Annotated in this window: 29 protein-coding genes and 1 pseudogene; 11 read left to right on the top strand and 19 right to left on the bottom strand. The window is 56.4% G+C overall.

Annotation, left to right across the window (positions count from 1 at the left end; translation table 11 throughout):
* The 18 genes and pseudogenes from A7D21_RS09105 to A7D21_RS09025 all read right to left on the bottom strand — a co-directional run.
* Positions 1 to 336: phage tail protein (locus A7D21_RS09105; protein WP_171902600.1), on the bottom strand; the 336-nt coding region annotated here is incomplete at its 3' end.
* The gene (locus A7D21_RS09100; protein WP_069551536.1) at positions 329 to 949 is read right to left on the bottom strand and encodes a phage tail protein I; all 621 of its coding nucleotides are present in this window, start codon (positions 947 to 949) and stop codon (positions 329 to 331) included. The genes A7D21_RS09105 and A7D21_RS09100, both read right to left, overlap by 8 nt.
* Complete coding sequence (locus A7D21_RS09095; protein ID WP_069551535.1) at positions 949 to 1,860, bottom strand: baseplate assembly protein; 912 nt, start codon at positions 1,858 to 1,860, stop codon at positions 949 to 951. The genes A7D21_RS09100 and A7D21_RS09095 overlap by 1 nt, the downstream gene beginning before the upstream one ends.
* On the bottom strand, positions 1,857 to 2,201 hold the full coding sequence (locus tag A7D21_RS09090; RefSeq protein ID WP_069551534.1) for a GPW/gp25 family protein: 345 nt from the start codon (positions 2,199 to 2,201) through the stop codon (positions 1,857 to 1,859). Before A7D21_RS09090 ends, A7D21_RS09095 begins: the two co-directional genes overlap by 4 nt.
* A complete protein-coding gene (locus A7D21_RS09085; RefSeq protein WP_069551541.1) occupies positions 2,198 to 2,776 on the bottom strand; it encodes a phage baseplate assembly protein V in 579 nt (192 codons plus the stop codon). Before A7D21_RS09085 ends, A7D21_RS09090 begins: the two co-directional genes overlap by 4 nt.
* 61 nt (positions 2,777 to 2,837) lie before the next feature.
* The gene (locus tag A7D21_RS09080; protein WP_069551533.1) at positions 2,838 to 3,296 is read right to left on the bottom strand and encodes a phage virion morphogenesis protein; all 459 of its coding nucleotides are present in this window, start codon (positions 3,294 to 3,296) and stop codon (positions 2,838 to 2,840) included.
* Positions 3,293 to 3,769 carry a phage tail protein gene (locus A7D21_RS09075; RefSeq protein WP_069551532.1) on the bottom strand — a complete coding sequence of 159 codons (477 nt, stop codon included), beginning with the start codon at positions 3,767 to 3,769 and terminating at the stop codon, positions 3,293 to 3,295. The genes A7D21_RS09080 and A7D21_RS09075 overlap by 4 nt, the downstream gene beginning before the upstream one ends.
* Positions 3,766 to 3,951 (bottom strand): annotated as a pseudogene (gene lysC / locus A7D21_RS36040) (Rz1-like lysis system protein LysC); the annotation flags it as partial. The gene A7D21_RS09075 and the pseudogene lysC, both read right to left, overlap by 4 nt.
* A complete protein-coding gene (gene lysB / locus A7D21_RS36180) occupies positions 3,866 to 4,309 on the bottom strand; it encodes an Rz-like lysis system protein LysB (protein ID WP_069551540.1) in 444 nt (147 codons plus the stop codon). The gene lysB and the pseudogene lysC, both read right to left, overlap by 86 nt.
* A complete protein-coding gene (locus A7D21_RS09065; protein ID WP_058410908.1) occupies positions 4,306 to 4,509 on the bottom strand; it encodes a hypothetical protein in 204 nt (67 codons plus the stop codon). The genes lysB and A7D21_RS09065 overlap by 4 nt, the downstream gene beginning before the upstream one ends.
* Positions 4,506 to 5,351, bottom strand: coding sequence for an N-acetylmuramidase family protein (locus A7D21_RS09060; protein WP_069551531.1), 846 nt, complete (start codon positions 5,349 to 5,351; stop codon positions 4,506 to 4,508). The genes A7D21_RS09065 and A7D21_RS09060 overlap by 4 nt, the downstream gene beginning before the upstream one ends.
* The gene (locus A7D21_RS09055) at positions 5,348 to 5,626 is read right to left on the bottom strand and encodes a phage holin family protein (protein WP_069551530.1); all 279 of its coding nucleotides are present in this window, start codon (positions 5,624 to 5,626) and stop codon (positions 5,348 to 5,350) included. The genes A7D21_RS09060 and A7D21_RS09055 overlap by 4 nt, the downstream gene beginning before the upstream one ends.
* Position 5,627: 1 nt before the next feature.
* Positions 5,628 to 5,981, bottom strand: coding sequence for a putative holin (locus tag A7D21_RS09050; RefSeq protein WP_069551529.1), 354 nt, complete (start codon positions 5,979 to 5,981; stop codon positions 5,628 to 5,630).
* 27 nt (positions 5,982 to 6,008) lie between these two features.
* Positions 6,009 to 6,221: a tail protein X gene (locus tag A7D21_RS09045; RefSeq protein ID WP_069551528.1), complete on the bottom strand. Its 213-nt coding sequence runs from the start codon at positions 6,219 to 6,221 to the stop codon at positions 6,009 to 6,011.
* Entirely contained in the window at positions 6,221 to 6,682 is a 462-nt protein-coding gene (locus A7D21_RS09040; protein WP_069551527.1) for a head completion/stabilization protein, read from the bottom strand. Before A7D21_RS09040 ends, A7D21_RS09045 begins: the two co-directional genes overlap by 1 nt.
* A gap of 102 nt (positions 6,683 to 6,784) precedes the next feature.
* A complete protein-coding gene (locus A7D21_RS09035) occupies positions 6,785 to 7,483 on the bottom strand; it encodes a terminase endonuclease subunit (RefSeq protein WP_069551526.1) in 699 nt (232 codons plus the stop codon).
* 11 nt (positions 7,484 to 7,494) lie between these two features.
* A complete protein-coding gene (locus A7D21_RS09030; protein ID WP_069551525.1) occupies positions 7,495 to 8,502 on the bottom strand; it encodes a phage major capsid protein, P2 family in 1,008 nt (335 codons plus the stop codon).
* 43 nt (positions 8,503 to 8,545) lie between these two features.
* The gene (locus tag A7D21_RS09025; RefSeq protein WP_069551524.1) at positions 8,546 to 9,376 is read right to left on the bottom strand and encodes a GPO family capsid scaffolding protein; all 831 of its coding nucleotides are present in this window, start codon (positions 9,374 to 9,376) and stop codon (positions 8,546 to 8,548) included.
* A gap of 155 nt (positions 9,377 to 9,531) precedes the next feature.
* On the opposite strand from A7D21_RS09025, the gene A7D21_RS09020 reads away from it, so the two are divergent.
* The 9 genes from A7D21_RS09020 to A7D21_RS08980 all read left to right on the top strand — a co-directional run bounded on the left by A7D21_RS09020 (position 9,532) and on the right by A7D21_RS08980 (position 20,694).
* A complete protein-coding gene (locus A7D21_RS09020; protein ID WP_069551523.1) occupies positions 9,532 to 11,289 on the top strand; it encodes a terminase ATPase subunit family protein in 1,758 nt (585 codons plus the stop codon).
* Positions 11,289 to 12,311, top strand: coding sequence for a phage portal protein (locus A7D21_RS09015; RefSeq protein ID WP_069551522.1), 1,023 nt, complete (start codon positions 11,289 to 11,291; stop codon positions 12,309 to 12,311). The genes A7D21_RS09020 and A7D21_RS09015 overlap by 1 nt, the downstream gene beginning before the upstream one ends.
* A gap of 158 nt (positions 12,312 to 12,469) precedes the next feature.
* Positions 12,470 to 13,264, top strand: a complete 795-nt coding sequence (locus tag A7D21_RS09010; RefSeq protein WP_069551521.1) for a DNA adenine methylase — start codon at positions 12,470 to 12,472, stop codon at positions 13,262 to 13,264.
* A 1,723-nt stretch (positions 13,265 to 14,987) separates the two neighbouring features.
* Complete coding sequence (locus tag A7D21_RS35215) at positions 14,988 to 15,281, top strand: hypothetical protein (protein WP_141718211.1); 294 nt, start codon at positions 14,988 to 14,990, stop codon at positions 15,279 to 15,281.
* Positions 15,274 to 15,840, top strand: coding sequence for a hypothetical protein (locus tag A7D21_RS09000; RefSeq protein ID WP_069551519.1), 567 nt, complete (start codon positions 15,274 to 15,276; stop codon positions 15,838 to 15,840). The genes A7D21_RS35215 and A7D21_RS09000 overlap by 8 nt, the downstream gene beginning before the upstream one ends.
* Positions 15,840 to 16,157 carry a hypothetical protein gene (locus A7D21_RS35210; protein ID WP_141718210.1) on the top strand — a complete coding sequence of 106 codons (318 nt, stop codon included), beginning with the start codon at positions 15,840 to 15,842 and terminating at the stop codon, positions 16,155 to 16,157. Before A7D21_RS09000 ends, A7D21_RS35210 begins: the two co-directional genes overlap by 1 nt.
* Positions 16,157 to 16,567, top strand: coding sequence for a hypothetical protein (locus tag A7D21_RS08995; RefSeq protein WP_069551518.1), 411 nt, complete (start codon positions 16,157 to 16,159; stop codon positions 16,565 to 16,567). The genes A7D21_RS35210 and A7D21_RS08995 overlap by 1 nt, the downstream gene beginning before the upstream one ends.
* The gene (locus A7D21_RS08990) at positions 16,564 to 18,813 is read left to right on the top strand and encodes a tape measure protein (protein WP_069551517.1); all 2,250 of its coding nucleotides are present in this window, start codon (positions 16,564 to 16,566) and stop codon (positions 18,811 to 18,813) included. Before A7D21_RS08995 ends, A7D21_RS08990 begins: the two co-directional genes overlap by 4 nt.
* Before the next feature lie 666 nt (positions 18,814 to 19,479).
* Positions 19,480 to 20,694: a hypothetical protein gene (locus A7D21_RS08980; RefSeq protein WP_141718209.1), complete on the top strand. Its 1,215-nt coding sequence runs from the start codon at positions 19,480 to 19,482 to the stop codon at positions 20,692 to 20,694.
* Here the strand turns inward: A7D21_RS08980 and A7D21_RS08975 are convergent, their stop codons facing one another.
* The gene (locus tag A7D21_RS08975; protein ID WP_069551514.1) at positions 20,695 to 21,543 is read right to left on the bottom strand and encodes an AbiJ-NTD4 domain-containing protein; all 849 of its coding nucleotides are present in this window, start codon (positions 21,541 to 21,543) and stop codon (positions 20,695 to 20,697) included. It lies immediately after the preceding gene.
* Between the two features lie 345 nt (positions 21,544 to 21,888).
* On the opposite strand from A7D21_RS08975, the gene A7D21_RS08970 reads away from it, so the two are divergent.
* Positions 21,889 to 22,098 carry a hypothetical protein gene (locus tag A7D21_RS08970; RefSeq protein ID WP_069551513.1) on the top strand — a complete coding sequence of 70 codons (210 nt, stop codon included), beginning with the start codon at positions 21,889 to 21,891 and terminating at the stop codon, positions 22,096 to 22,098.
* A 425-nt stretch (positions 22,099 to 22,523) separates the two neighbouring features.
* Positions 22,524 to 23,147, top strand: a complete 624-nt coding sequence (locus tag A7D21_RS08960; RefSeq protein ID WP_069551511.1) for a recombinase family protein — start codon at positions 22,524 to 22,526, stop codon at positions 23,145 to 23,147.
* Positions 23,148 to 23,321 lie beyond the last annotated feature (174 nt).

Here is a 23,321-nt window from a genome sequence, read left to right as displayed (position 1 = left end):
GCTCGGCGCGCAGTTAGCCACCGCCACCAGGTCGCCGTCTGCGTCGTACAGACCGATTTCGCGAATCCAGCGCCCACCCTCGTCGGCCGGGATAATTTGCTCGGCAATGATCACCGCCGGGTTCGCCGGATCAACCCGCACTTGATTCAAGGGACGGCGGCGCCATTCATTGATCAGGCGGGTTTGCGTCTCGCTTGGAATGGGGTCAGTGTCATTTGCATCACCCACGCCCATTTCAGTGATTTTCCAGGGGATACCGAGCGCGTCGGCGTTTGCCTGCTTGGCTCTCCCTACTTTTGTGAGGATGGCGAAAAACTGTGAATTCACATCAATCATAATAAACGTCCAGGGTGTCTATGGAGTGTTCACGCCCGACCACGCCAAAGGAGCCGGTGACCTCAATGTCACGCATGACCGGCGGATAAACGTCGATTTCATCGCCTTCATAAACGCTGGCGAAGATGTTGAGCATGCCCGTGGTTTCAAGGCTGATGGCCAGGCCTGTGAGGTGACGGGTGACCGGCCTGGCGTCATCAATCAGCCAGGTAAGTTCCTGATACATCTCTTCGGTGATGCCGGTTTCCAGCACGCCGACCTTAATGGAGAAGGTGCCAGGCACACCCAGAGGGATGGTCTGCCACCACTCCAGGACTTCGATCAGGTAGCCCAAAGGCTCGACCACACGCCGCAGGGCGCCGATGGTGCCCTTGCGCGAATGGATGAAGTGGGATGATCGAATGGCCGACCGTTTCGCCGCCTCAGGCCATTTGCTGTCCCAGCGATCGACCGAAAAGGACCAGGCCAGGTATGGCAGCAGCTCCAGCGGGCAAGTGTCGGGATTGCAAAGCTGACGCAGTGGAATGGGCACTCGCTGAATTTGCGCGAGCGCTTGCGCCGCTTGGCGTTCCAGCGGCGTGGAGTTCCCCGGCAGCAGCTGCTGGGCACCCATTATTCGGCGCCTCGGGTGACGGTGACTTTGGTGCAGTAGGGCGCTTGGGCTTTGGTCGCGACGATATCAACCCAGCCTTCCAGCTCAACCTTGCGCACCCCTTCAACGTGTGCTGCAGCGTGCAGTGCCGACTCTGACACTTCCATACCGAGTCGCCGGCGTTGATTGACGTAGGCCAGCAAGCGCGCTTCAGAAGCGGCAAGAATCGGCTCTGACTCCGGCCCGCTGGACAACAGGTAGAGCTTGGCTTTTACCTGGTACCGGAGGATCTGCGCGCCCTGGACAGTCAATCGATCCGCTACCGGGCGGCGGTCATCGTCGCTGAGGTAAGCGTTGACGCTGGCGAGCAGGTCAGCAGAGGCCGTGCCATCGCCGAGTAAGGATTGCACCGTGACAACGGCCACGGCAGGCGACGGGCTTTCGGCGGTGGCATCGGCAACCCGGCCGTCAGCCGCCCGTGCGTGGAAGATATAGCTGTTGCGCGGACCTGCGGTGCTAAGGCCTTCCCAGGCCATTTGTGCCCGCTCGCGTAGGCTGTCGTCGCTTTCCATTAGCCTTGGCACAGGCGGCACCGCCGATGGCTTGCCTTCCTGAATGACCAGCTTTTTCACGTTGAAGTTGGCCGCCAGTTGTTCCAGGTCGGTACCCCGAGCAGTGGCGAGCAGGTTAGCCAGGGAGGCTTCATTGACCCGCTGGCGCCAGATGGTTTCGCGGTAGGCATTCTCTTGCAGCAGCTTGGTCAGCGGCTCCGACTCCATGTCGAGGCGTGCGGCGATTTCCGCCTGTTCTTCGGCCGGCCAGAGGCTGATCATGTAAGCCTTGCGCTCGGCCAGGATCAGTTCGAAGTCGATCTGTTCGACGATCTGCGGCGGCGGGAGCTGGCTGAGGTCGATGGCGGCGAAGCTGTTCATACACTGCCTCCCAGTTGCAGCGGCAGGCTGAGGCTCAGTGGTTCATTGGTGTCGACCATACTGCCTTCCAGATCCAGCACCGCTTGGCCTTGCAAGCTGGCCCCCGTGAACTGCACGCGGCTAAGGCTGATACGCGGTTCCCAGCGCATCAGTGCCATGACCGTCGCGGCGTAGACCTGTAAACGGATGACATCATTGAACGGATGGTCCACCAGCTCGGGCAGCAGGCTGCCGTATTCGCGGCGCATCACTCGGGTGCCGAGTCGCGTGGTGAGGATGTCGGTGATGCACTGGCTGATATGGGCGCGGTTGTCGATGGCGCCGCCGGTTTGTCGGTTCATGTTGGGATAGGCCTCCCGGATTGGTCGCCGCCTTGCTTAACGCCAGAGGTCAGGTGATTCACCAGACTGACGCCCGCCGCGACCACGTCATCCGAAACGTCGACCCGGCCGGTGATGTTCTGATTGCCGGTTTGGGTGTAGTCGCCCTGGTGTGTGATCGGTCCGACGATGTTTATGCCGCCCTTGCTGATAAGGTTGGTGGTGCCGCCGCCGACCAGGGTGGCGTTTAGGTGATGGGCAATGCTGTCGTACTCGATCACGGTGCCATCGGCGTAGGTGCGGCGGTGCAGGCCCGCGCGTTTGCCGTTGGCTGGAATGTGGTCGCTGAAAAGGCCTGTCACAGCAACACCATTGGCGAGCTGGCCGGACGGGCTGAACAACATGACTTGTTCACCCTCTGTCGGCGGGTCCCATACCTGATCGGTTCCGGCGCGCGGGGCGATCCATGGCAGCCAGGCGGTGGTCAGTTCCCCGGTTTTTACTTTCACGCGCGGAGGCTCCATCTGGACTTCGGCAATGACGCCGAGGCGGATGAGGTTTTCGAGCATGCGGGAGAGGGCTGCGAAGTCGTTCATGACGCCGATGGTGGCGCCACGCACGCGCGGGTGCAGCTCCGTTGCCTTGTAGGAAGGGCCGCTACAGTGTCAGGTGTGCGAGTAAGCCATCGCGGATCAAGTCGAGGTCAGCGTCGGTAAAGCCCAGAACCTCTCGCTGATCGTATTGGACCTGTGGCGCGTTGCGCTCTGCGCGATCCCTCAAGCCGTACTGGTGGACCCTGGCAATCCGGGCGACCCGGCCGGTGAAGCCTACGCTGATGGCACTGCCATCACCTTTAGCCTTCAGGTATGTCACCTTGCTCAGCTTCTGGAACATCTCCAGCTTGCGTCGGATGCGGCCCTTCTTCCCACGTAAGTCGCGCTTCTTCCTGGGGGTGTACTTGCTGCCATCCGGGTTCGCTTGGGTTTTCACACGTTGTTGCTGATTGCGCCGAAGCTGCTGGGCCAGGCTGCGGGCAAGTTTTCCGCGCTCTGCTGGCTGCAGTTTCTTGAGCAGCGGGCCTACCCAGTCCTCAAGTGCCTCCAAGCTCCCATTCATTTGGGCACGACCCATTCACTGGCGTTGCCCAGGGCACCTGGTACCCAGTTCGGATCAAGATAGTCCGCGACACGTTGCGGCTCGCCGGCATGCTTGACGGTGGTGTTGCCCTGGTCATCCTTGCCGACAATCACCCGCTCTGTCAGCGGTAGGGTTAGGCTGAAGTCGACCTTGCTGGTGTCGATGATATCGGCTTCGAACTGAATGCCGGTCTTCACTTTGTCGAGGTTTTCCAGCAGCTCGGACTGGTTGACGCTGAGCCAACCAAGGATGGGCAGTATCACGCTGTCGGGGTGCCCGGCGAAGTCGGTGAGGATGATCTGCAGGTCAAAGCTGTACTCAAAGGACAGGCTTGCGGCAGCAGTGCAGCGGACCTTGCCGTTGTCGATGAAGATCAGCAGGCTCTCGGGGTTGTGCTTCAGCTCGGCCACGCAGGCCAGCAAGTGAGCGCGCAGGCTTTCGTGCTTGTTCATGGTTGGGCCTGTTGGTGCTGATAAACCATGTCGACCTGGGCGGCGCAGTCGGCCCAGGCGGCTTCGATGCGGTCCTGGTCGGTGAGTTGGTCGCCGTTACTGCGCGGGCTGGTGGCCGGCAGTTGGCACGGCACCACGGCCGGACAGCCACTGACGATAAGCGTCGGCGCCGGTAAGGGCGGGGCGCTCCCGCAGCCGGCGAGCAGCGTCAGGCAAAGGCTGAGCAGCCCAGTCGCGTAGTTCAGCGTTTTCAAGTTTCAGTTCCTCTATGGTTCGCTCACGTTTTGCCAGGCCTTGGCGCAACAGGTCCTGTTGAGCGCGCAGGGCGCTTTGTGCTTCGCGTTCCTGTTGCAGGGTCGCGGTGAGGGTGTTGGCGGTCGCCAGGTTGCGGTCGGCGTCCTTGCGGGCAGTCTTGGCCGCATCCTTTGCCCGCTCAGTTTGGCCTTCAGCGACATCGATGCGCTGTTGCTGGCCCCAGATCAATAGCGCCAGGGCACCGAGCAGGGCGAAGCCGTACAGGGCCTGGCGCAGGGTGCTCACGCGCGGTACCAACCAAGTTTGTTCATGGCAGCGGTGTCGAGCTGCTTGATCGGGCCGCGCACGATTACGGCTCTGGCGTTGTTCATCAGCTGTATGCACTCGGCCAGCCGTACCATGTCGTCCTGTTCGGTCGATTCCGGGACCACCAGCAGGTCACCGTCCTGCACCTGTAGCTTTTCCACCGCGTCGAAGTCGATCATGCCGCCACCACTTGCCCGCATTCGCAGCCGGCATGGCGCTCGTAGGCGCGTTGGAGTTTGGTGTCGTAAAGATTGCGCTGATAGTTCGGCCCGTTGTAAAGCTTGGCGAACTCGGCCCATTTGCGGGCTTTCAGGGCCTTATGTAACGCCGGATCGGTTTCAATGAATCGGGTGAAGGCGTCGAACTGCTGCGATTCGCCGGCACTCATGGCTGTCACGAAGTCCTGCACGCTGGAATAGCCCAGGCGCCTCCAGTGGAAGCCCATAATCTGGAATGCACCCCAGGACGCAGATTCCAGAGCGGCGGTGTCGTCGATCAGTCGGGCCATTGCCAGACGCTGGTGTTCGGCGGTACCGCCGACATAACCACCGGGCTTTTGGTTGACCAAGGCCGGGTTGGTGGTGGCGAGCTGGTCGGCCTGGCGTTTGAGTTCGGCCGGATCATCGCCTTCATGCCGTGGCGTGGATAGCTGGCGGTACATGATGTGTCGCTCAAACAGGATCACCGGCTTGCCATTGTCGAGGAAGCCCTTGCCATTGGATTCCACTTCGTTGACCGCATAGATGCTGGCCAGGGGAACGTCGAGGCGTTCGGCGGCTTTCACCAGGTCGTTGTTTCGCAGCAACTGGGCGCAGTCGCCACCTGCCAGGCTGGTTTGGGTCTTGGTCCCGGCAACGCCATCAGCGACCAGGCCGACTTTCACCTGATAAGCACGAACGGCGGTTTCGGTGACGTCGCCGTAGTCGCCGTCCACCACCAGCTTGGCCCCGTGGTTGTTGAGGTTCTTTTGCAGAATGCGGACGGCTTGTGAGCGGTCGCCGTGGCGTAGGGTGGTGGTCATGCGCTGGGCCTCAACAGGGCGGCGACATTGCCGCGTGAACGGAAAATCAGGGTGCAGAGCAATACGATGGAGACGGCTTGCCAGAGGCTGGTGGGCTGGCGGTACAGCAGTATTTCCAGACCGCAGATGCACAGCGCGGAGCCGAACATGCTGGCGAGTAATGAGATGCTGCGCCGGTATCGGGATGCGCCTCGGGTGTAGCAGGCCAACCGGAAGGCGCTCAGCAAGTAGGCGATTGCCGTGATCAGTTGCACGGCCAGTTCGATGTTTGGCATTTCAGCTGCCCCCTCGGATGCGACGCCAGATATCCCAGATGTCCGCTTTTTCCACCCACACCATCAACTTGATGCTGACCGGGATGACTACCAGGGCACAGACGAATGCACCGCCGCCGCTGGTGATGAACGGGATGGCCTGCAGGGCCATCGGCGCGAAGAGGTAACCCACCCCGGCCGACAGAAACAGTGAGCCCAGACGCTGCCAAACCTTGAGGTCATGCTTGGTACTGGTCACCAGCCAGGCGCCGAGGATCGCGCCGAATAGCGCCTCCCCGTCGATGATCGGCGTAACGGTCGCCAGGCCCAGGCCCATAAGAAGGCCGGTCACAGCGCTGGAAGTCGGATCAGCCATGGTGTGGGTTTCCTTGGTTGCAGGGGATCAGTCCCATAGGTTCACCATTTGCCGCTGTGGGGCGCTGGCTTGGGCTTCTGGCATGTTGACGACAAGGCCTTGCGGCAAAATTGGACCGTAGTCGGCGAGGCCGGGGTTGGCCTCAAGCACGGCTTCGGTGACACCTGCGGTGCGACCGTAGTACCGCCAGCACAACGAGTCGACGGTGTCGTTTTGATAGGCGCTGACGGTGATGGGCATCAGATCAGCTCCACGGTGGTGCGGCCGATGCCAAGGAAGTCGCGTACAGCCCAGCGCAGGTCGCGGCGGTAGTCGTCGATGTTCGGGGTGAGTTCTTCGGCTTTGTGGTTGCCGACATTGGTGGTGTCGTAGGAGCGGTATCGCTCGCAGACTTCGGCGCCGGTACCGGCTTCGATGGCGCGACGGTAGAGGTGTGCTTTTACTGACACATTCTTGATGCGGTCACCTGGTACGTCGTCCAGCGTGGTGTAGCCAGCAGCTTGTTGGATTGCACGCCATTCGCCCAGTTCGCGGTTGAGGTTGATGGCTGCGGCGATCACTGCGGTCTCCAGGCGGGCCGGTGTGACGCTGTTGTCGATGCGCAGGGTGGCGCGCAAATTGTCCAGGTCAATCGACGGCCAGAACGGGTCGGTGTTGATGTGGCCGCTGTCGACTGTGCCGTTGGCTACAAATGCGCTCATGACTGCACTCAAAAATAGGTCGCCGGTGGTCGGGGCTTCACGTTCAGGAGGAGCGGCCTGGCCGATCCGCCCCGAGCCGGCGGGGTGCGTGGGGACGCTCGGTTAGCTGCCAGTGGCAGCGAGTTTGTTGAGCAGGCGGTCTGCCCGCTCCAGATCTTTCTTGCCGCCGCATGCATCGTGCAGGGCGATGGCTTGTTTCAGCAGGTCGACACCTGCCTGAACCTGGCCTGGTTGGCCTGGCTGCTCTTCGGTGATGCCCACCAGCGTGGCGCGACCAAGAGCCAGGAACAACTTGGCGCGTGCCTGGTCGGGCATGTCTTCGGATTCGGTCAGTTCGGCCGTGCGGTGCAGGATTGCCAAGTCGAACGGCTCGTTGACCTTCTGTGCCTTAAACGCTGCCGTGGCGACTTCTTCGGCTACCAGGCACCCCAGCGTGCGAGCGAAACGGTCAGGCATGACCATCTTGTGTTTCAGCACGTAGGTGGCGATATCGAGGCCGCCCGTAAAGTCGCCGGCATCGAAGCGCCAGACCATGACCGTGGTCATCACCTCGTCTTGCGCACCCTGACCAGCCTCCAGCACTCCCTGAACGTAAGGGATGTAGTCCGGCAGTAACTGGCGCTTGAGTTCGGCTTTACCTTGGTTTGACTGCACCTGTTTCAGGCGCAGGCGATCCTGTAGCAATTGGTTGAGCTGATGCTCGTAAGCCGTGGCGCCGGCCATGGTTTGAGTCGGTTCAACGGCTGCCGCCTCCAGGGCGGCAGTGACGCGTTGATAGTGACGACGGCAAGGGTTGGTCATGGTCGGTCGCCTTATGCCAGTTCGATGTTTTCAGCGAGCGAGGCACATTCCAAGTCTTCAATGACGTAGGCGTCATTCACCGACTCGTAGTTTTCGATGCGGTCGCGTTTGGCGTTGTCGACGACGGTGCGGCGGCGGCTGCCTTCCTGCCAGTAGATCGACAGGTTTTCCAGCTTGGTGACCAACAGCCCACGCGGAGGGAAGTAAGGCACACGCACAGCGGGCAAGTTACCCAGACGCTTCTGGCTGGTGACGATGTCTGCGGCCAGCATTTCAGTCGGAGCGTTGTCTTTGTTGATGATCGGGAAGTACTTGTCGGCCAGCAGTTGTCGACCGCAGATCACCACCAGGTCAGGGTCTTCCTGGTACCACGGGGCAATGAATTCCTCGACCATGCTGAACACCAGGGCGTCGAGGTTGGTGAAGTCTTTACCGGCACCGATGGTGATCTTGCCGGAGCCTTCGACCACTTCCTTCATGACGCGGGCGGCGTTTTCGGCGCGCATCTTCTGCAGCCAACCAATGTTGACGTCCTGGCGCAGTGGATTGGTGGCTGGGTTGGACGTCGCGGCGCGACTGACGCCGTTCCAACCGATCAGGATACGGTCCAGCGCCTGGCGTTTCAGGATGGCGTCACGAATACGGGCCTGGAAGTCGGGGAACTTGGCCCATGCATCCAACTTGCTGTAACGCAGGTGGGTATCAAAGTTGGTCTGCGAGCAGAAGTAGCCACGGTCATCGAGCGTGCTGATGTCGCTGGTTTCGCGTTCTTTGGTGTTGGTGTCGGTAGTGCCGGCGTTCGGCCCGCCGATGCCCATGCCGATTTTTTCGCCCATCTGCTCGGCGACGCCGTAGATGTTGATGGCGCTCAGGAACTGACTGGATTCCTGCATCCGGGTTTCCAGTATCTGGGTGACGCTGGGGGCGGTGGCAAATTTGGTGGTGACGTCGGGCACGCTGTGGAGCTTGGCCAGTTGGCCCAGGTAGGCGTTGAAGACGGTACGGGTATCGTTGCGCATGGTAGCTGTCCTTCGTTATTCGGGGGCTGTGGTGGGCTGACTGTCAGCAGTCGGTCACGACCTGGTTATCGCCGCCGGATACCTGGGGGCGTTCCTTTTGGCTGTGGTCCTGGGTGTTGGAAAGCTTGGTTTTCAGATCGCCCAAGTCTTTGCTGAGCTGGTCAACCTTGGTTTTCAGCTCTCCAGAGAACTTCTTCTCGGCGGCCACTTGCTCGGGCAGATCCTTGACGTGTTCAGCGAGGGTTTGCACGGCTTCGCCGATTTGGCTGAACTCTGTGTCGTCTTTGGCTTGTTTGCCGGTCAGCAACGCTTTGACGGTGCTGAGCAGTTGTGCGCCGATGCCTGGTTTTTCCTCGATTTCTTCGAAGGTCAGTTCGGTTTCAACGGCCTCGGTAAACATGGACGTTGCCGAGTAGTGGCGGTCTTTGAACGGACTGGATTCGGGTTTTTGCGCGGAGAAGGCGAGTAGGTCAGTACCCAAGCTGGCAGGGGAGTCGGTGACGGCCAGACCGACGATGTAGGCTTCCCCTGTGTCGGCGAAGCTGTCGTCGATTTCGATGGAGGTATAGACCTTCTGCCTGGCCTTATTCATGGCGATCAGTTCGGGCGTCGGTTCGACTTGGGCGAACAGGGCCAACTTTTTCTGGCCATTGATTTCTACTTCTTCGGTCTTGACCGCCAGCACGTCGCCGTAGGCTTTGAAAGGACTGTCCGGCAACAGGCTGCGGAAGTGTTCCAGCCAGATGCGGGCGCCATAGGTGGCCGGGTTGAAGTTTTTGGCCGCCTGTTCGAGCCAGCTGCGTTTGATCGTGCGTTTGTCCGAGGTAGCGCCCTCGACGGCGACACGGAACCAATTGCTGCGAAATTTCTTCATGCCGGGAATCCTCAATGCGTTGGGCGCTAAGTGCGTTGCAATGAGGGGCATGGTCGTGACGCGCGCGAGTTGCGGCAACGAGTCGGGATTGTAGGGAGCGGAGTTACAAGAGGCGGAGCTACTGAGTCGCAGGCGCGGGCGGCAGCATCGCGGCCATGACTACGACCGAACTGCTCCCTATCGATCCCCGACGCCAATCCAAGTTTCTGTACTGGATGGGTTGGCGCATCTGCGAGATTGCCGAGGCTACTGGCGAAAAAGAGAAAACGCTACACAGTTGGAAGGCCCGAGACGAGTGGGACCGGGCGGATAACGTTGAGCGTATCGGCGGGGCGCTGGAAGCCCGGTTGGTTCAGTTGATCCTCAAGGAGGGCAAGAGCGGCGGGGACTTCAAGGAAATTGACCTACTGCATCGCCAGTTGGAACGCCAGGCCAGAATTCAGCGCTTCCAGGGCGGTGGTACCGAAACCGAACTCAACCCGAACCTGGCTAAGCGCAACGAAGGGCCGAAGAAAAAGACCCCGAAAAACGATATTAGCGAAGAGCAAATCGAGCTGCTGCGTGAAGCGTTTATCGACGGCTGTTTCGATTACCAGAAAGACTGGTACCGGGCTGGCAATCAACGGACCCGCGTCATCCTCAAAAGCCGGCAGATCGGGGCGACCTATTACTTTGCCCGCGAGGCGTTTCTTGATGCGCTGGAGACCGGGCGCAATCAGATCTTCCTGTCCGCATCGAAAAACCAAGCCTATCTGTTTCGCGGGTACATCCAGGCATTTGCCCGTGAGGTCATCGGTGTCGAGCTGACGGGCGATCCCATCGTATTGCCCAACGGCGCCGAGCTGTTTTTTCTCGGAACCAATGCGCGAACCGCCCAGGGCTACCACGGCAATTTCTACTTCGACGAATTCTTCTGGACGTTCAAGTTTGAAGAGCTGAACAAGGTCGCCTCGGGCATGGCCATGCACAAGAAGTGGCGCAAAACCTACTTCTCGACACCATCCAGCATGGCCCATGAAGCCTACACCTTCTGGACCGGCGAACGCTTCAACAAGGGCAAGCCAGCGGCCCAGCACACCAAGGTCGACGTTTCCCATGGGGCGCTCCAACAGGGGAGGTTCTGCGAGGACCGTTTGTGGCGACAGATCGTCACCATCCTGGACGCAGAGCACGGCGGCTGTGACCTGTTCGACATTGAGGAGCTGCGTCGGGAGTATAGCCCCGAGGCGTTCGCCAACCTGTTGATGTGCGAGTTTGTTGATGATGGCGCGAGCATCTTTCCGTTGGCGTTGTTGCAGAGCTGCATGGTCGACAGTTGGGTTGAATGGGCAGAGGACTACAAGCCGTTCGCCATGCGGCCGTTCGGTGACCGCCAGGTTTGGATTGGCTACGACCCAGCGGAAACCGGTGATTGCTCTGGGTTGGTGGTGGTCGCGCCACCACTGGTACCGGGCGGCAAATTCCGCGTCCTGGAGCGGCACCAATTCCGGGGCATGGACTTTGCGGCCCAGGCGGCATTTATCAAAAGCGTCTGCGACCGCTACTGGGTGACCTACATCGGGATCGATGTCACTGGGCTGGGCAGCGGCGTGGCCCAGCTGGTGCGCCAGTTCTTCCCAGCTGTAACCACCTTCAGCTATTCGCCCGAAGTCAAAACGCGCCTGGTGCTCAAGGCCTATGACGTGATCCACAACGGCCGGCTGGAGTTCGACGCCGGATGGACCGACATGGCGCAGTCACTGATGGCGATCCGCAAGACAGTCACCGCGGGCGGCCGCCAGTACACCTACACCGCAGGGCGTAACGACAACACCGGCCACGCCGACCTGGCCTGGGCGCTCTTTCACGCATTGCACAACGAGCCGCTTGAGGGGCAGACCGCCTCCAACACTGGGCGGATGGAGATTTTTTGATGACCGAACAACACGCAAATTCTGGCCTGGTGCCAACCACAGCAGCGCCAGGGCAGGGCATGCAAGTGTTCAGCTTTGGCGAGCCGACCCCTGTGCTGGGTAGTCGGGAGGTCTTCGATTACCTGCAATGTTGGTACAACGGGCGGTGGTATGAGCCGCCGTTGTCGCTTGATGGCCTGGCCCGTTCTGTTGGTTCCAGCGTTCATCTGCATTCGGGCCTGATGTTCAAGCGCAACCTGTTGAGCAAGACGTTTATTCCACACCCCATGTTGTCGCGTGCTGCGTTCGAACAGTTCGCCCTGGACTGGTTGTGCCTGGGTAATGGGTACCTTGAAGCGCGGCGCTCGGTGCTCGGTGGCACCCGGCAACTTGTACCACCGCTGGCGAAGTACATGCGAGCCGGCCCGGAAGGGCGTTATTACCAGGTGCAAGGCTGGAAGGATGAACACCAGTTTGAACCGGGCAGCATTTTCCACCTGCGGGAAGCGAATTTGCACCAGGAGATTTATGGCTTGCCGGAGTGGATCAGTGCCTTGCAGTCGGCGTTGCTCAACGAATCGGCCACGTTGTTCCGCCGTAAGTACTACGAGAACGGCAGTCACGCCGGCTTCATTCTCTACATGACCGATGCCGCGCAGACAGAGACCGATATCGACGCTTTGCGCAAGGCGCTCAAGGATTCGAAGGGACCAGGCAATTTTCGCAATCTGTTCGTGTACTCGCCCACCGGCAAGAAGGACGGAATCCAGCTGATTCCGGTCAGTGAGGTCGCGGCCAAAGATGAATTCAACTCGATCAAAAACCAGACCCGCGACGATGTGCTGGCCAGCTTGCGCATTCCGCCGCAACTGATGGGCATCGTGCCGCAGAACGCGGGAGGTTTTGGATCGATCAGGGAAGCGGCACAGATCTATGCGGCGAATGAGATAGAGCCGATTCAGACACGTATGCAGCAACTGAATGACTGGATCGGAGAGAACGTAATCCGCTTCAAGCCGTACGAAATTGGCGGGGAGGCGTAAAGCCCCCTGCGCAATAAACGAGGCGACGAACCTGTGCGCTAACACAGATTCGACGCTGAATCACTCGAACACGCCGAGTGCTCCAACCAAGGCCTCGCCCCACTGCGCAGGGGGTGCGAAGCCTAAGCGAATCCAATTGTCGAAACAAGGATCACTTAATGAGCACACCAATTATCCCGTGGATGGGCGGCAAGCGCCGCCTGGCAGATCGTCTAATTCCACTGTTTCCACCCCATGAATGCTACGTCGAGGTCTTTGCCGGCGGTGCCGCGCTCTACTTCATGCGGCCCCAGGCTGCCCCCGTTGAAGTCCTGAACGATATCAACGGCGACCTGGTGACGCTGTACCGCGTTGTGCAGAACCACCTGGAAGAGTTCGTGCGCCAGTTCAAGTGGGCGCTCAGCTCGCGGCAGGTGTTTGAATGGCAGAAGATGACCCGGCCGGAGACCCTTACCGATATCCAGCGGGCTGCCCGGTTTTTCTACCTGCAGCACCATGCCTTCGCCGGCAAGGTCAGTGGGCAAACTTTCGGTACCGCCACCACTGGACCAGCCATCAACCTGTTGCGGATCGAGGAGAACCTGTCTGCGGCCTGGCAACGGCTGTCGGGTACCTATGTCGAGAACTTGGGCTGGCTTGAGTGTGCTGAACGCTATGACCGACCGCACACCTTCCATTACATGGACCCGCCTTACTGGCAGACCGCTGGTTATGGGGTGGACTTTCCGTTTGAGAACTATGAGCGGATGGCCGACTTCATGCGGCGGTGCAAGGGCAAGGTGATGGTCAGCATCAACGACCACCCAGACATCCGACGGGTGTTTGAGGGGTTTCACTTCGAGACTGTGGACATTCGCTATAGCACGACGAATCAGCGGCAGGGGAAGGCTGACGTCAGCGGAGAGCTGGTCATCATGAACTGGGAGCCGGCAGCGTTGGGAGGGTTGTTCTGACCAGACTGCATTGGTAGAGCATCGTGGCTTGCGCATACGGGTCATCGACCCCGGCTGGCACTCGCGCGGCAGGCTTTAACTGCACATCGCCTCGATACTCTCCGATACCTTCTCTGCAAAACATTGAGCCGCCCATGAGGCGGCTTTTTGCTGCTCGTGAAAGGGGTCTTTGGGGTAGAAAAATCCTGCCCGGATGAACGAAAGTCTGCCGTTCATCAGCATGAAAAAACCCAGTTCAACATAGCATTTGCAGGGTGTCACGGCAAGCGTGAAGGGCTGTTTGGCTCAGTAAATACGGGAGTTCGATGGTGTCCGAGGTGGTGACCATCGGCAACTCGGTGCGGTCTGGTGCTGGTCGGGGTTGTGGCGTGCCACAAAATCAAGATTTGGGGAGTTGACGTGCTACAAAGAGAAAAAATAGCCCGACCTGGACCTGGCGCGCGCCGTCGTCCCCCCACCTCGCCTGCGGGCTAAATGGGTCGTTTTTTCTGCGGCCCTGCGGACAGCTCAACGCGGCACCGGCTGGGGGGCTGCTCGGCGTTGTGGGGTGGTCAAAAGCCTGCGGAACCCTGCACCGATGGGGCATTTCGTAGAAGGGGGCTGGAGGCTTTTCTATTGAGGGGGAGGGGGGGAGTCTCAAAAAGAGTAATTTCAGTAATCTCCCCACAGAAACGGTCTGGAGGCCACGTATTCCGTGGGCTATGAGATTACAAAAAGGAGTAATAGAGAAGTAATTGAAAAGGTAATTATTTGACAACGTATTGATTTTAAAGGGTTTTATAAAATTAGAGAATTACATTTATAAAGAGTAATCAGATTACTTCAATATTACTTAAAGATTACCTTTTGAAAGAAAGCTAAAACCCTTTAAATTCAATAGCTTGGGATGAGAAAGCGGTCAAGATTACTTATGTTACTCTTTTTTTTACCCCTACCCACTTTCGGAATTTCTGCGCCCTACACGTGTGATGCGCACGCGTAACCGGTGTCTCGTTAATGATCATGGGAATGGCGTGGGAATACTTTTGCGCAACTGGCACCGCTGGAGCCCTTGTATTCCGGGGCCTCGGCTGAGCGATTGAGGGTGCGGGTACTTTCGAATCTCTCCTTCACCGCCACATTTAGAAAAGCCCGTGAATTCAGTTACTTAGAGTTCACGGGCTTTTTCGTTTGTACTACTCAATTGTACTACTCGCCTCGTATCACATCCCCTTCGCCGTAACCCTACTGCTTGCAGCGCCGCACCCTGACTATTTCCCACGCCCATCAAAGACGGTTCACGCCTGTCGGAATTACCACTCGTCCAAAACATGATAAAACTCTTGCATTTTATTTGTATGTGTGGGTTGTATTTTCAGGAAGGTGTGGTATACTGTGTTACAGAGATGGAGAAAAACGACTATCTCGCCCCTCGCAACACTTCCCAGTTTCTCCTTGAGGCTTTCACGAGCTTCACCCGGCCCGGTATCCATCCGACTCCAGTGCAGCAAGTCACTGGCCCAAACTTGCTAGATCGAGGGTGGTTCCTTGATCGAGTCGCAGTCCTCGACTCTTCAAATGGACATGACTTCGCAACACACAAAGAGTATCAGCTACACAACTAAGGCGGGGCGCCTTCTAGCTACCCCGCCTTCTTTTTTGTCCGCGCTATTCCTTAGTGCGTTTCAGTTCAAACTAAGACACACCTCCAACCCAAATCACCTAGTTCAGAAGGAGCCAGCCTATGGCCGTAGTAAAGCGAAACTGTATCCAGTGTGGTGCAGCATTTGATTCAAAGAATTCTCGCGGAGTGTATTGCAGCGCCGCATGTAAGTCCCAACATCACCGGATTCGAAAAGTCACCGAACGAAGAGTAGTCGTTGGGCGACTTGAAGTTATCTTTCGCGATGTTAACCCCAGTACCACGCAAGAAGTGCTTGAGCAGATGGTGCATGACGCACTAACGCCCGAGATTTTGAAAATTATCCGCGACAACAACGAACAACCAATTCAGCTAGGAGAATCCACCCATGCTTAAATCCCTTGATCCAAAAGAACTGGCTCGCCGTATTGCCGAAGCCCAAGCCCTATACAAAGACCGGAAATCAGGTATTGACCACTTCGCTGATGTTGATCCCGTATCTGGGCGCCCAATCAGCAAGTACATCGACGGTGGTGTTGAAACTTTTCCAGTGCCAAGCGCATTTGAAGTTTTGCCGGTCTACCTTGATGCTATGGCAGCAGGTAACACGCTTCACCAGCTTGGACTTGTGCAGGTTGGTTTGGACTTTCATGGCAGCCCACAATTTGAACTGTACACCCATCGGCCAGCCCAATTTCAGAAGCTAGCATTGGACAAGATTGCCGCTGATGTAACAGCTCAGTACACCAAAGAGATCGAAGAGCATAACGCAGCTTTCATAGAGTCGGAAGTGCAAGCTCAAGTCAACATTGAGGCGCGTCGCCAAGAGCGAGAACTTGCAGAGGCAGCAGCCAAACGCCGTGCAGAGATTGAGGCCGAAGTTCGTGCTGCCTATACGCCGCAACTGCCGGTAGAGGAGGCGAAGACAGCTACGCCATCCAGAGTAAAACGCTGATGGATGGACTTACTCGACTACTATTAACCAAGTACGCCCCAGATAAGCTACAAGAGCCTTCAGCAACAACTAAGGCAAAGGCGCCACCAGTGCGGCACCCTATAGCTAAAAGCGCCCCAGAGGCTATACAGGAGATTGCAGGCATGATTGTTATTATGAGCTCAAGTGATTATGGCGATAGTATCATTTTTAATGCAATCCGTGAGTTCAATACTCAACACCCAGAACTAATGTCACGCTCTTTCACCCTGCCGGTAAGTCAACATGGTATTCCGGTTGGCTCGTGGGTCTTCGTCACACAAAAGGAAAATGATTAATGGAAAAACCCGTAGTATCGGAACAACTGGCGGCACGAATCGCCAAACTCGCAGAACCAGCTCCACGCAGAATTATCTTCAAGCTTCAATCCAATACATCCCTCGATATCAACCGTATCCTTGGAAACTTCAAGGAGGTAGTTCAGCGCATCTACAGCCAACAGTCTTACAGCATTCTTTGGTTTCGCTGCAAAGACGGAAGTATCACCGTTGCAATCGCTGGCACTCGCCCTGTAATTGCTCATGTTGAACTGTTTCTAGCTCATGGTCGCATGTCTGGATTGTTTGAGTCTGGAAAGATCGTTTACGCAGGCATGGGCGCTGGATCTTTCGAAGCGCACGTAGAGCGACAATTGCGTCAGTATGAAGTTACCTCTGTGCAACATTCGTTTGGAGGGACCAATCCGTGAGTGGTTCCCATGAAGAAATTGCACGCCTAACGGGTAGTTTGTTTTTCAAAGTCGACCCGACTGGTCTACAGCGCTTTCTAGGCATGTTGAAAACTGCCGAGGCTTCCATGCAGCGAGTGGGCAAACAAGCCGAAGCGCTCTCTGCAAAGATGGGCGCCAAGATTGGGCTCAAAGTAGATACATCTGACCGTGAAAAACTCGACAAGCAAGTACGCTCATCACTTGATCGTGAGTTGAGAGGCGAGATCCTTGTCCAGAAGGCACGTCGCGCCACGTTGTCGGCTGAACTACAGGGCCAAAAATTGCAGTTTGCCGGACAGAAAGAGTTAGCTTTCCTCAGTAGCGCAGCCATCCGAGACAAGCAAGCTTTGGCCGTTCTCGCAGCCAAAGAACAAGCCGCCCAAGCAGCAAAACTCAAGGTACAGGGCTTGGCAATCAAGAACGAGGATGCACTGGCACAGGCGAAGGCTCGTCAGGTGAAAGCCGAGTCAATTCTTGCCACCCAGCAGCAACGTACCCTTGCTCTACAGGCCCAGCAGCAACGCACCATGAGCGCCACTGCTCGTATTGAGCAAGCCATGGTGCAAGCCCGTGAACGAGGTCAGCGACAAGCTCAAAAGTTTGTCGACGCCCAAGCAGCGGCCAAGGTGCGGGCACATCGTCAGGATGTTGCACACCAGCAACGGCAAGAGCGCTTCCAGTGGGCTCAAACCCGACAGGCTCAATGGGAGGCTAACCGTAACAAACCAGCACCCTCTACGGGCTTCCTTGGGCTTGGTACAGGCGCTTTGGCTGTTGGCGGTGCCGCCGCTGGCGTGGCTGCCATTGTGGGCGCTATCAGTGCTTTAGGCGCTCGTATGGAGGCTGTGCAAGGCCGCGTCAGCGAGAGTCAGCAACTTGAAAACGTGCTCACCCAAGCCGGTGGCAAGAACCCCGCAAATGCTGAGTTTGCCAAGTCCGAGTGGCTACGGATCAATGCGAAATATGGCACCGAAGCCAGCCTTGAGTCTGCGAAGGCATACCGAACGTTCCTAATGGCCGAGGTGGCGCGTGGTCGTAGCTTGAGTCAGGCCACAGGCACCTACGAGACCCGCCAAGCGGCATTCCGTGGTGCTGGGATGACTACCGAGGAACAGCGCCGCGCCAACTTGCAGCTCCAGCAAATTGCCAGCAAATCACAGAGCGACCGTGAAGACCTGAATACTTTTAGCGAAGCCGCTCCGTTACTGGTAGAGCCAATTCGTAGGGCTTGGGCTGCACGTAATAAGCACGCCTTGGACGGCAACCTAGAAAAGGACTTCCGTGCAAGCACTACAGCCGGGAATCTCAAAGCTGACGATTTCACCAAAGGTATCGAGCTGTTTGTAAAAGAGAACGCCGACGCTATCGCCCGACAGAGCGCCAGTATCGACGCCAACGCGACAAGACTGTCCAACGCCCAGTTCTTACAGCAACAAGGTTTGGATCAGAATCCAGAATTGATTGGGGCCATCAACGAGCGTTTGAAGTCTGAAATGGACCTCAATGAGGCAATGAAGCCTCTCAAAGAGACCGCTGTTCAACTGGATATCGCGCTGAACAAGCTCGCTACATCCGTACTGCGTATGTCCGTGGGTAAAACTTCCACCGGTGAGGCAATGACACCAGAAGACCGAGCCCGTCAGATTGGCAACGCTGGTGTAGACGGGGTTCTAACTTTGCCCGGTGGTAGTAGCGACACCCGCACAACTCAGCAAAAGCTTGATGCAGATGTCCGTGATCCGATTTCCAAGCTCTGGCGTTTGCTGGGTGTTGGCAGGGACTTGCAGCAAGTTGCCAGCGATAACCGCAAGCGTTGGGATCAGGTTGGGTTTGACGAGCAACACGCTCCACTCGATCCAAGAATTCCAGCCTTGGATATGTCAGGTTTGAACACCAAGAGTCTGCCGAACTTTGGTCGCCATCTTGAAGACCTGTTGAGCCAGTCCGACCCAAAAAATGCAGTTGCCAAAGTTGCAGCTCAAGCAGTTGCAACAGCATCACGTTCTACGCCGGGAAGTAGGGGTGAAATGGTTGCCGATGATCAGTCTGCTAAAGCCGGTACAACCATCAATAACCAAACAACTGTAAACGCTCCCCCTGTTGAAATCACAGTGAACGTGAAGACGGATGCTAACGCTACTGAGATTGCAACGGCTGTTAGTGGACAAGTTCGTGAAGAGATGCAGAAGACTTTCCAGAGTTATTTACCGAAGGAGGTTCAGTGAGGTACGACGATATTTCAAGTCAGCTTGACTACCACGCTGCTGCAACCCAATACGTGATCGAAACATACGGAGAGCAAGTTACTCTCCAGTTTCCAGATGTCGCTGACACCGTTTGGTCTTGCGTGATGATGGGCATGCCAGAAGGGCTCTGCTGGATAACAATTCTGGGCGATCACAGGTTGCCACCGCCAGAGCGTGACTAACAAACAATCATGCCTCTAGTAGGCGAATGCTTCCTCTCGCATATGCCACAACCCACGTTACATAAGGGCTGGAGCCACTTTTTAGTGGACATCCTCCGTGTGCTACGCACACAACATTACCCACTCACAGGAGAACCAATATATGGCTAGGCCATACGAATTCACATCATCGGGGGCGGCGCTTACAGCCGCCATGACTCTGTGCGGGACAACCCGCAAACGGTTCATTGTTCAAGAAGTGATTAATCACCAAGGGCTCCACCGCTGGGTGGTAGTTCACCCGGATGGTAATCCGGCCATTCCCTATCTGGAGTTTTCAGCATGAAGACATGCACATGTCGCGCCTGCGGGCGAGCTTTCACCGTTTCCAAGCCAATGCCCTTTTGTTCCGGGGCATGCCGTATCACGTACCAATCAGATAACCAAACCAATACCTCGACGACCCAAGTAGGAGTCAATACCAGTGACAACAGCAGCACCGAGCAAGACCACCACTAAGGCAGTTTACCGCCGTCCGACATGCCCTGAATGTAAACAACGATTCCGTACAAAGAGCGCTACAGCCATCTACTGCACACGTCAGTGCAAACAGCTCGCCGCCTCCACCAAGAGACGAACTGCACGCCTTGCCAAAGCAAACAATTCTGCATTCCTGTACCACTTGGCCTACGAATGTGAGCGTGCAGGGACCCTGCAAATCCTAACCGGCCACACCGTAGATTCGCTGGTAGCACTGCACGACGTTTACAAACTCAAGCTCAAAGGCAACCAGTACGGCCAAACCAAGGACTTCGAGATCAGCCACATTGTCCCTGTGCAAGGCCACGCCTTCATTGGCCTCTACCACGCTGAAAACCTTGTCGTGGCGCCGACTCACCTCAACCGCGCTCACGGTACGAAATACTACGGCCATGGCCTCAGCATCAGCCGTAGCAGCTTGGTATCCAAGCACGCTGTAGCCAAAGGCGCCCCACGTAAACAAACGGTAGAACGCATCATCACCTTTCTTGGGCCTGATGTAGTAGCTGACCTGGTGAGGGTTGCCAAGATCCAGTCAACCCAGCGCCATGCCCTGACAGCTTGGCTACAGGATCACCTAGACCCAGTTGTTCCAGAGCAGCGGGATTACCTAGACAGCCTCGACGGCATGACTACTCAAGCCTTGAGGGCTCTCAAGGCGACATTGGAAGGCAGAGAAGGAAAAGGATCTTTCGTGGTGAAGACCACCACCTACACAGCCTCTGACGTGTTCCTGCTTGAGCTTGAGCGCCACTCTACGTACCGGCCAGAACTAGCCCATGTAATGAACATCCTGCGGAAGCGTGTAGCCCCGTTTACATCGCAGCACTTGAGTAGGATCAATCTCAACGCCCTAGAGCAACAGGCAGTCTTTGACGTGTTACACGGCCAGCCTGTTGAAGCCATTCAGAACATCCTAGATGAATACATTGCCCGCCACACGAGTGTCATGGATCACGGTGAACGTATCCCGGCATACGCTCCTATCGTGTTCAATGTGGTGTCTCAGCCTCATTCAGCAGCCAAGCCCCCTGTAGTGGTTCATAAGACATTCCGTTCGTTCGCTGATGAGCTGGACGAACATATGGGTGGCGTGCCGCTACCGGTGTTACAGGTACATGCGGCAGCGTATGAGGCGGGCCCTCTGCCATGGGAGTGACTAACCTTTCATGCTGTCGATGGCGAAGTTGATGAACGCTGAACAGCAGATGAGCATGAACCGAGCATCTGCTTGAGTTAGCTCGGAGTTTTCCATTAGTGCATGGCGTATACCGTCAGAGTCGTTGGTATATCCGTACAAAGAGGAGAATGCCTTCTTTAAGGCAGGGTGCAGCTTGTGACTCTTCTCTAGCACTTTCAAAGCGCCATCGAGGGTTGCGGAGGGGTTGCCCACCAAATGCTTAGCGAGCGACTCAACAGCGCTGATACTTTCTTTTATTGAGTTTCGATAGTCAGGATTCTGTCTGTCAGTTAGCAAGCCCAGAGCTGTTTGAAGATGTGTCTTTACTCCATTGTAACGGTCAGAGCCGAGTATCGCTTGCTCGATTTCATTAATTTCTTGTGGAGAAGTTATCGGGGTGATTTGCTCGGCGACGAATCGATATGCTGAGCTTTCACGTTCATATATTTGGTTGCAAGCGGCAAGAAAATTCTTTTTGTTTGTTTCTGGGCCATGTTGTGCAATGAACTCTACAAAGTCGTAAACTTCGTACCACTGGAGTTTGTAAAATGTTTTTCTGATGTCACTGAGGAAGTATTCCCAGTATGTTTCAATGGTGTCGATGGGTTTTTTGTAGTGAAACATATAAATTGCTAAGGCTAGCTGATGCAGATTGGAGCCTTTTACATAATCGCCTCTTCCCATTCCGCTGTTGTAAGGAGGGTTATAGAGGCTCCAGTAAAACGCTGTTATAGCATTCCAGAGTGAGTTTCTTAGGTCCATATCCATAGATTCGGATTGAATGGCCTTGGTGCTCGGAGTGATACCGATTCGTTTAGAAAAACTCATTATGCCCCCGGATTTCTATTTTCTGGCGATACTACATGAATGTCGATGAGTTTTGGCAACCCTTGCAGTAACCTCTGAAAACTCTCTTTTAACCTTGTTATACGGCGTCTTAGCTGGAGTTACGGGGATGATTATCTACGTTGGGATGGCTCGTAAGCCTCAGTTTCCGGGGCTTGAGGATGGATACGGCTAAGCCTTTTCCCGAGGCTGCGCTCAAATCGAGGTTTTGACGCCAGAACGCCATTTCTGTGCCGGAATCACCGTTTTCGTGCAACACGGCGACACCCAGCCCCAGCCAGCTCGCCAATGGTCTAGGATTTCGGGCACCACAGCCGAGGATGCCTCATGGACGATGATTTGAACGAAGTGACAGCCGATGCCTTGGAGTTGCATATGCTGAACCAGAACGCTCTGGGCGCCTGTATCGAAGAGATAGCCCTATGGCTTCGTGAAGAGGGGGCAGAGGCAGCTCACAGCAACATTGCTGGAGCCCTTGAAACTCTCAATACAAGCAATGAAGGCATCGCCAGCATGATCAGGGTGCTACGTAGGTAGGCCAGCCTTAAAACTCGTTTCTTCTGCCTTGCTAACCCGGCTCCCTGAACTAGCCTCGGTATGGTCGCCGGTGTGGCGACGTGCTACCAAGGAGCTGATATGCCTACAAGATATCGTGATGCGGTTACTGGGGAATATGTAACTGAGCGAGAGGCGGAGAAGAGGCCAAGGGAGACGGTGAAAGAAAAAGACAAGCCTGCTCCGAAGAAGCCACCGAGCGGCGGCAAGAAGAAATAACACTCAGGCGAGAGGGCTTTTGCTTTCTCGCCTTTTCTCTGGATCTCTATCAAAGAAGTCTACTTCTCTAGTAGTCGGATAACCGCCCGTCCGATAGGTGAATCCACTATCAAATACCTATCCTTAATTGGCTATCAGGATAGTTTATCCTTGATCTATCAACTCAATAGACTAAAGGATAGGCAGCCATGAACGCACATTTGTACTTGAGGGCCAGCACCAAGGATCAGGATGCAAATCGTGCCAAGGAATCTCTTGAGGCATTCGCTGCTGAGAAGGGCCTCACCATTGCAGGCGTTTACGCCGAGAACATCAGTGGGACGAAGCTCAACCGCCCTGAACTGATGAAACTGCTTGATGTAGCTCAACCGGGAGACATCCTTCTTTGCGAGTCTGTAGACCGCCTGAGCCGTCTTTCCATGGGCGACTGGGATACGCTAAGGGCTGCTATCAAGGCGAAGGGCCTTCGCTTAGTGATCGCTGACCTGCCCACCTCCCACATGATGGTTGAGGACAAAGGCATCACCGGGCAAATCATGGAGGTGATCAACAACATGCTGCTTGACCTGATGGCGACCATGGCCCGCCTTGATCAAGAAAAGCGTGTTGAACGGATCAACCAAGGACTAGCCAAGAAGCGAGCAGAAGACCCCAGCTGGAAGCCAGCCGGTAAGGGCAAGAATGCCGAATTGTGGAAGAAGGTAGAGGCACTGATCGTGAAGAATCCAACCCTGTCGGCGGATGATGTTGCCAAGCTGGCAGACTGCGGCGTTGCGACGGTGTACAGGATCAAGCGTGAACTGAAAGCCTAACTGTAACGGCCCACAGAGCCCGCCTTGAGCGGGCTTCGTTGCATTTGATACCAAGTGACAGCACACAGCTCTGCGCCTGCCAGAAGCTAGCCCAGCGGCACCCAGACCAGCATTTATTTTATATTCACTTGGCTTTTGCGTGCGAGTAAGGGCCGCTCGTTAAGAACATGGAGG

This window comes from Pseudomonas sp. AP19 (assembly GCF_001728855.1).
Classification (GTDB): Bacteria; Pseudomonadota; Gammaproteobacteria; order Pseudomonadales; family Pseudomonadaceae; genus Aquipseudomonas; species Aquipseudomonas fluorescens.
Note: the sequence above shows the minus strand (reverse complement) of the source record. Positions and strands in the feature narration are given on the sequence as shown.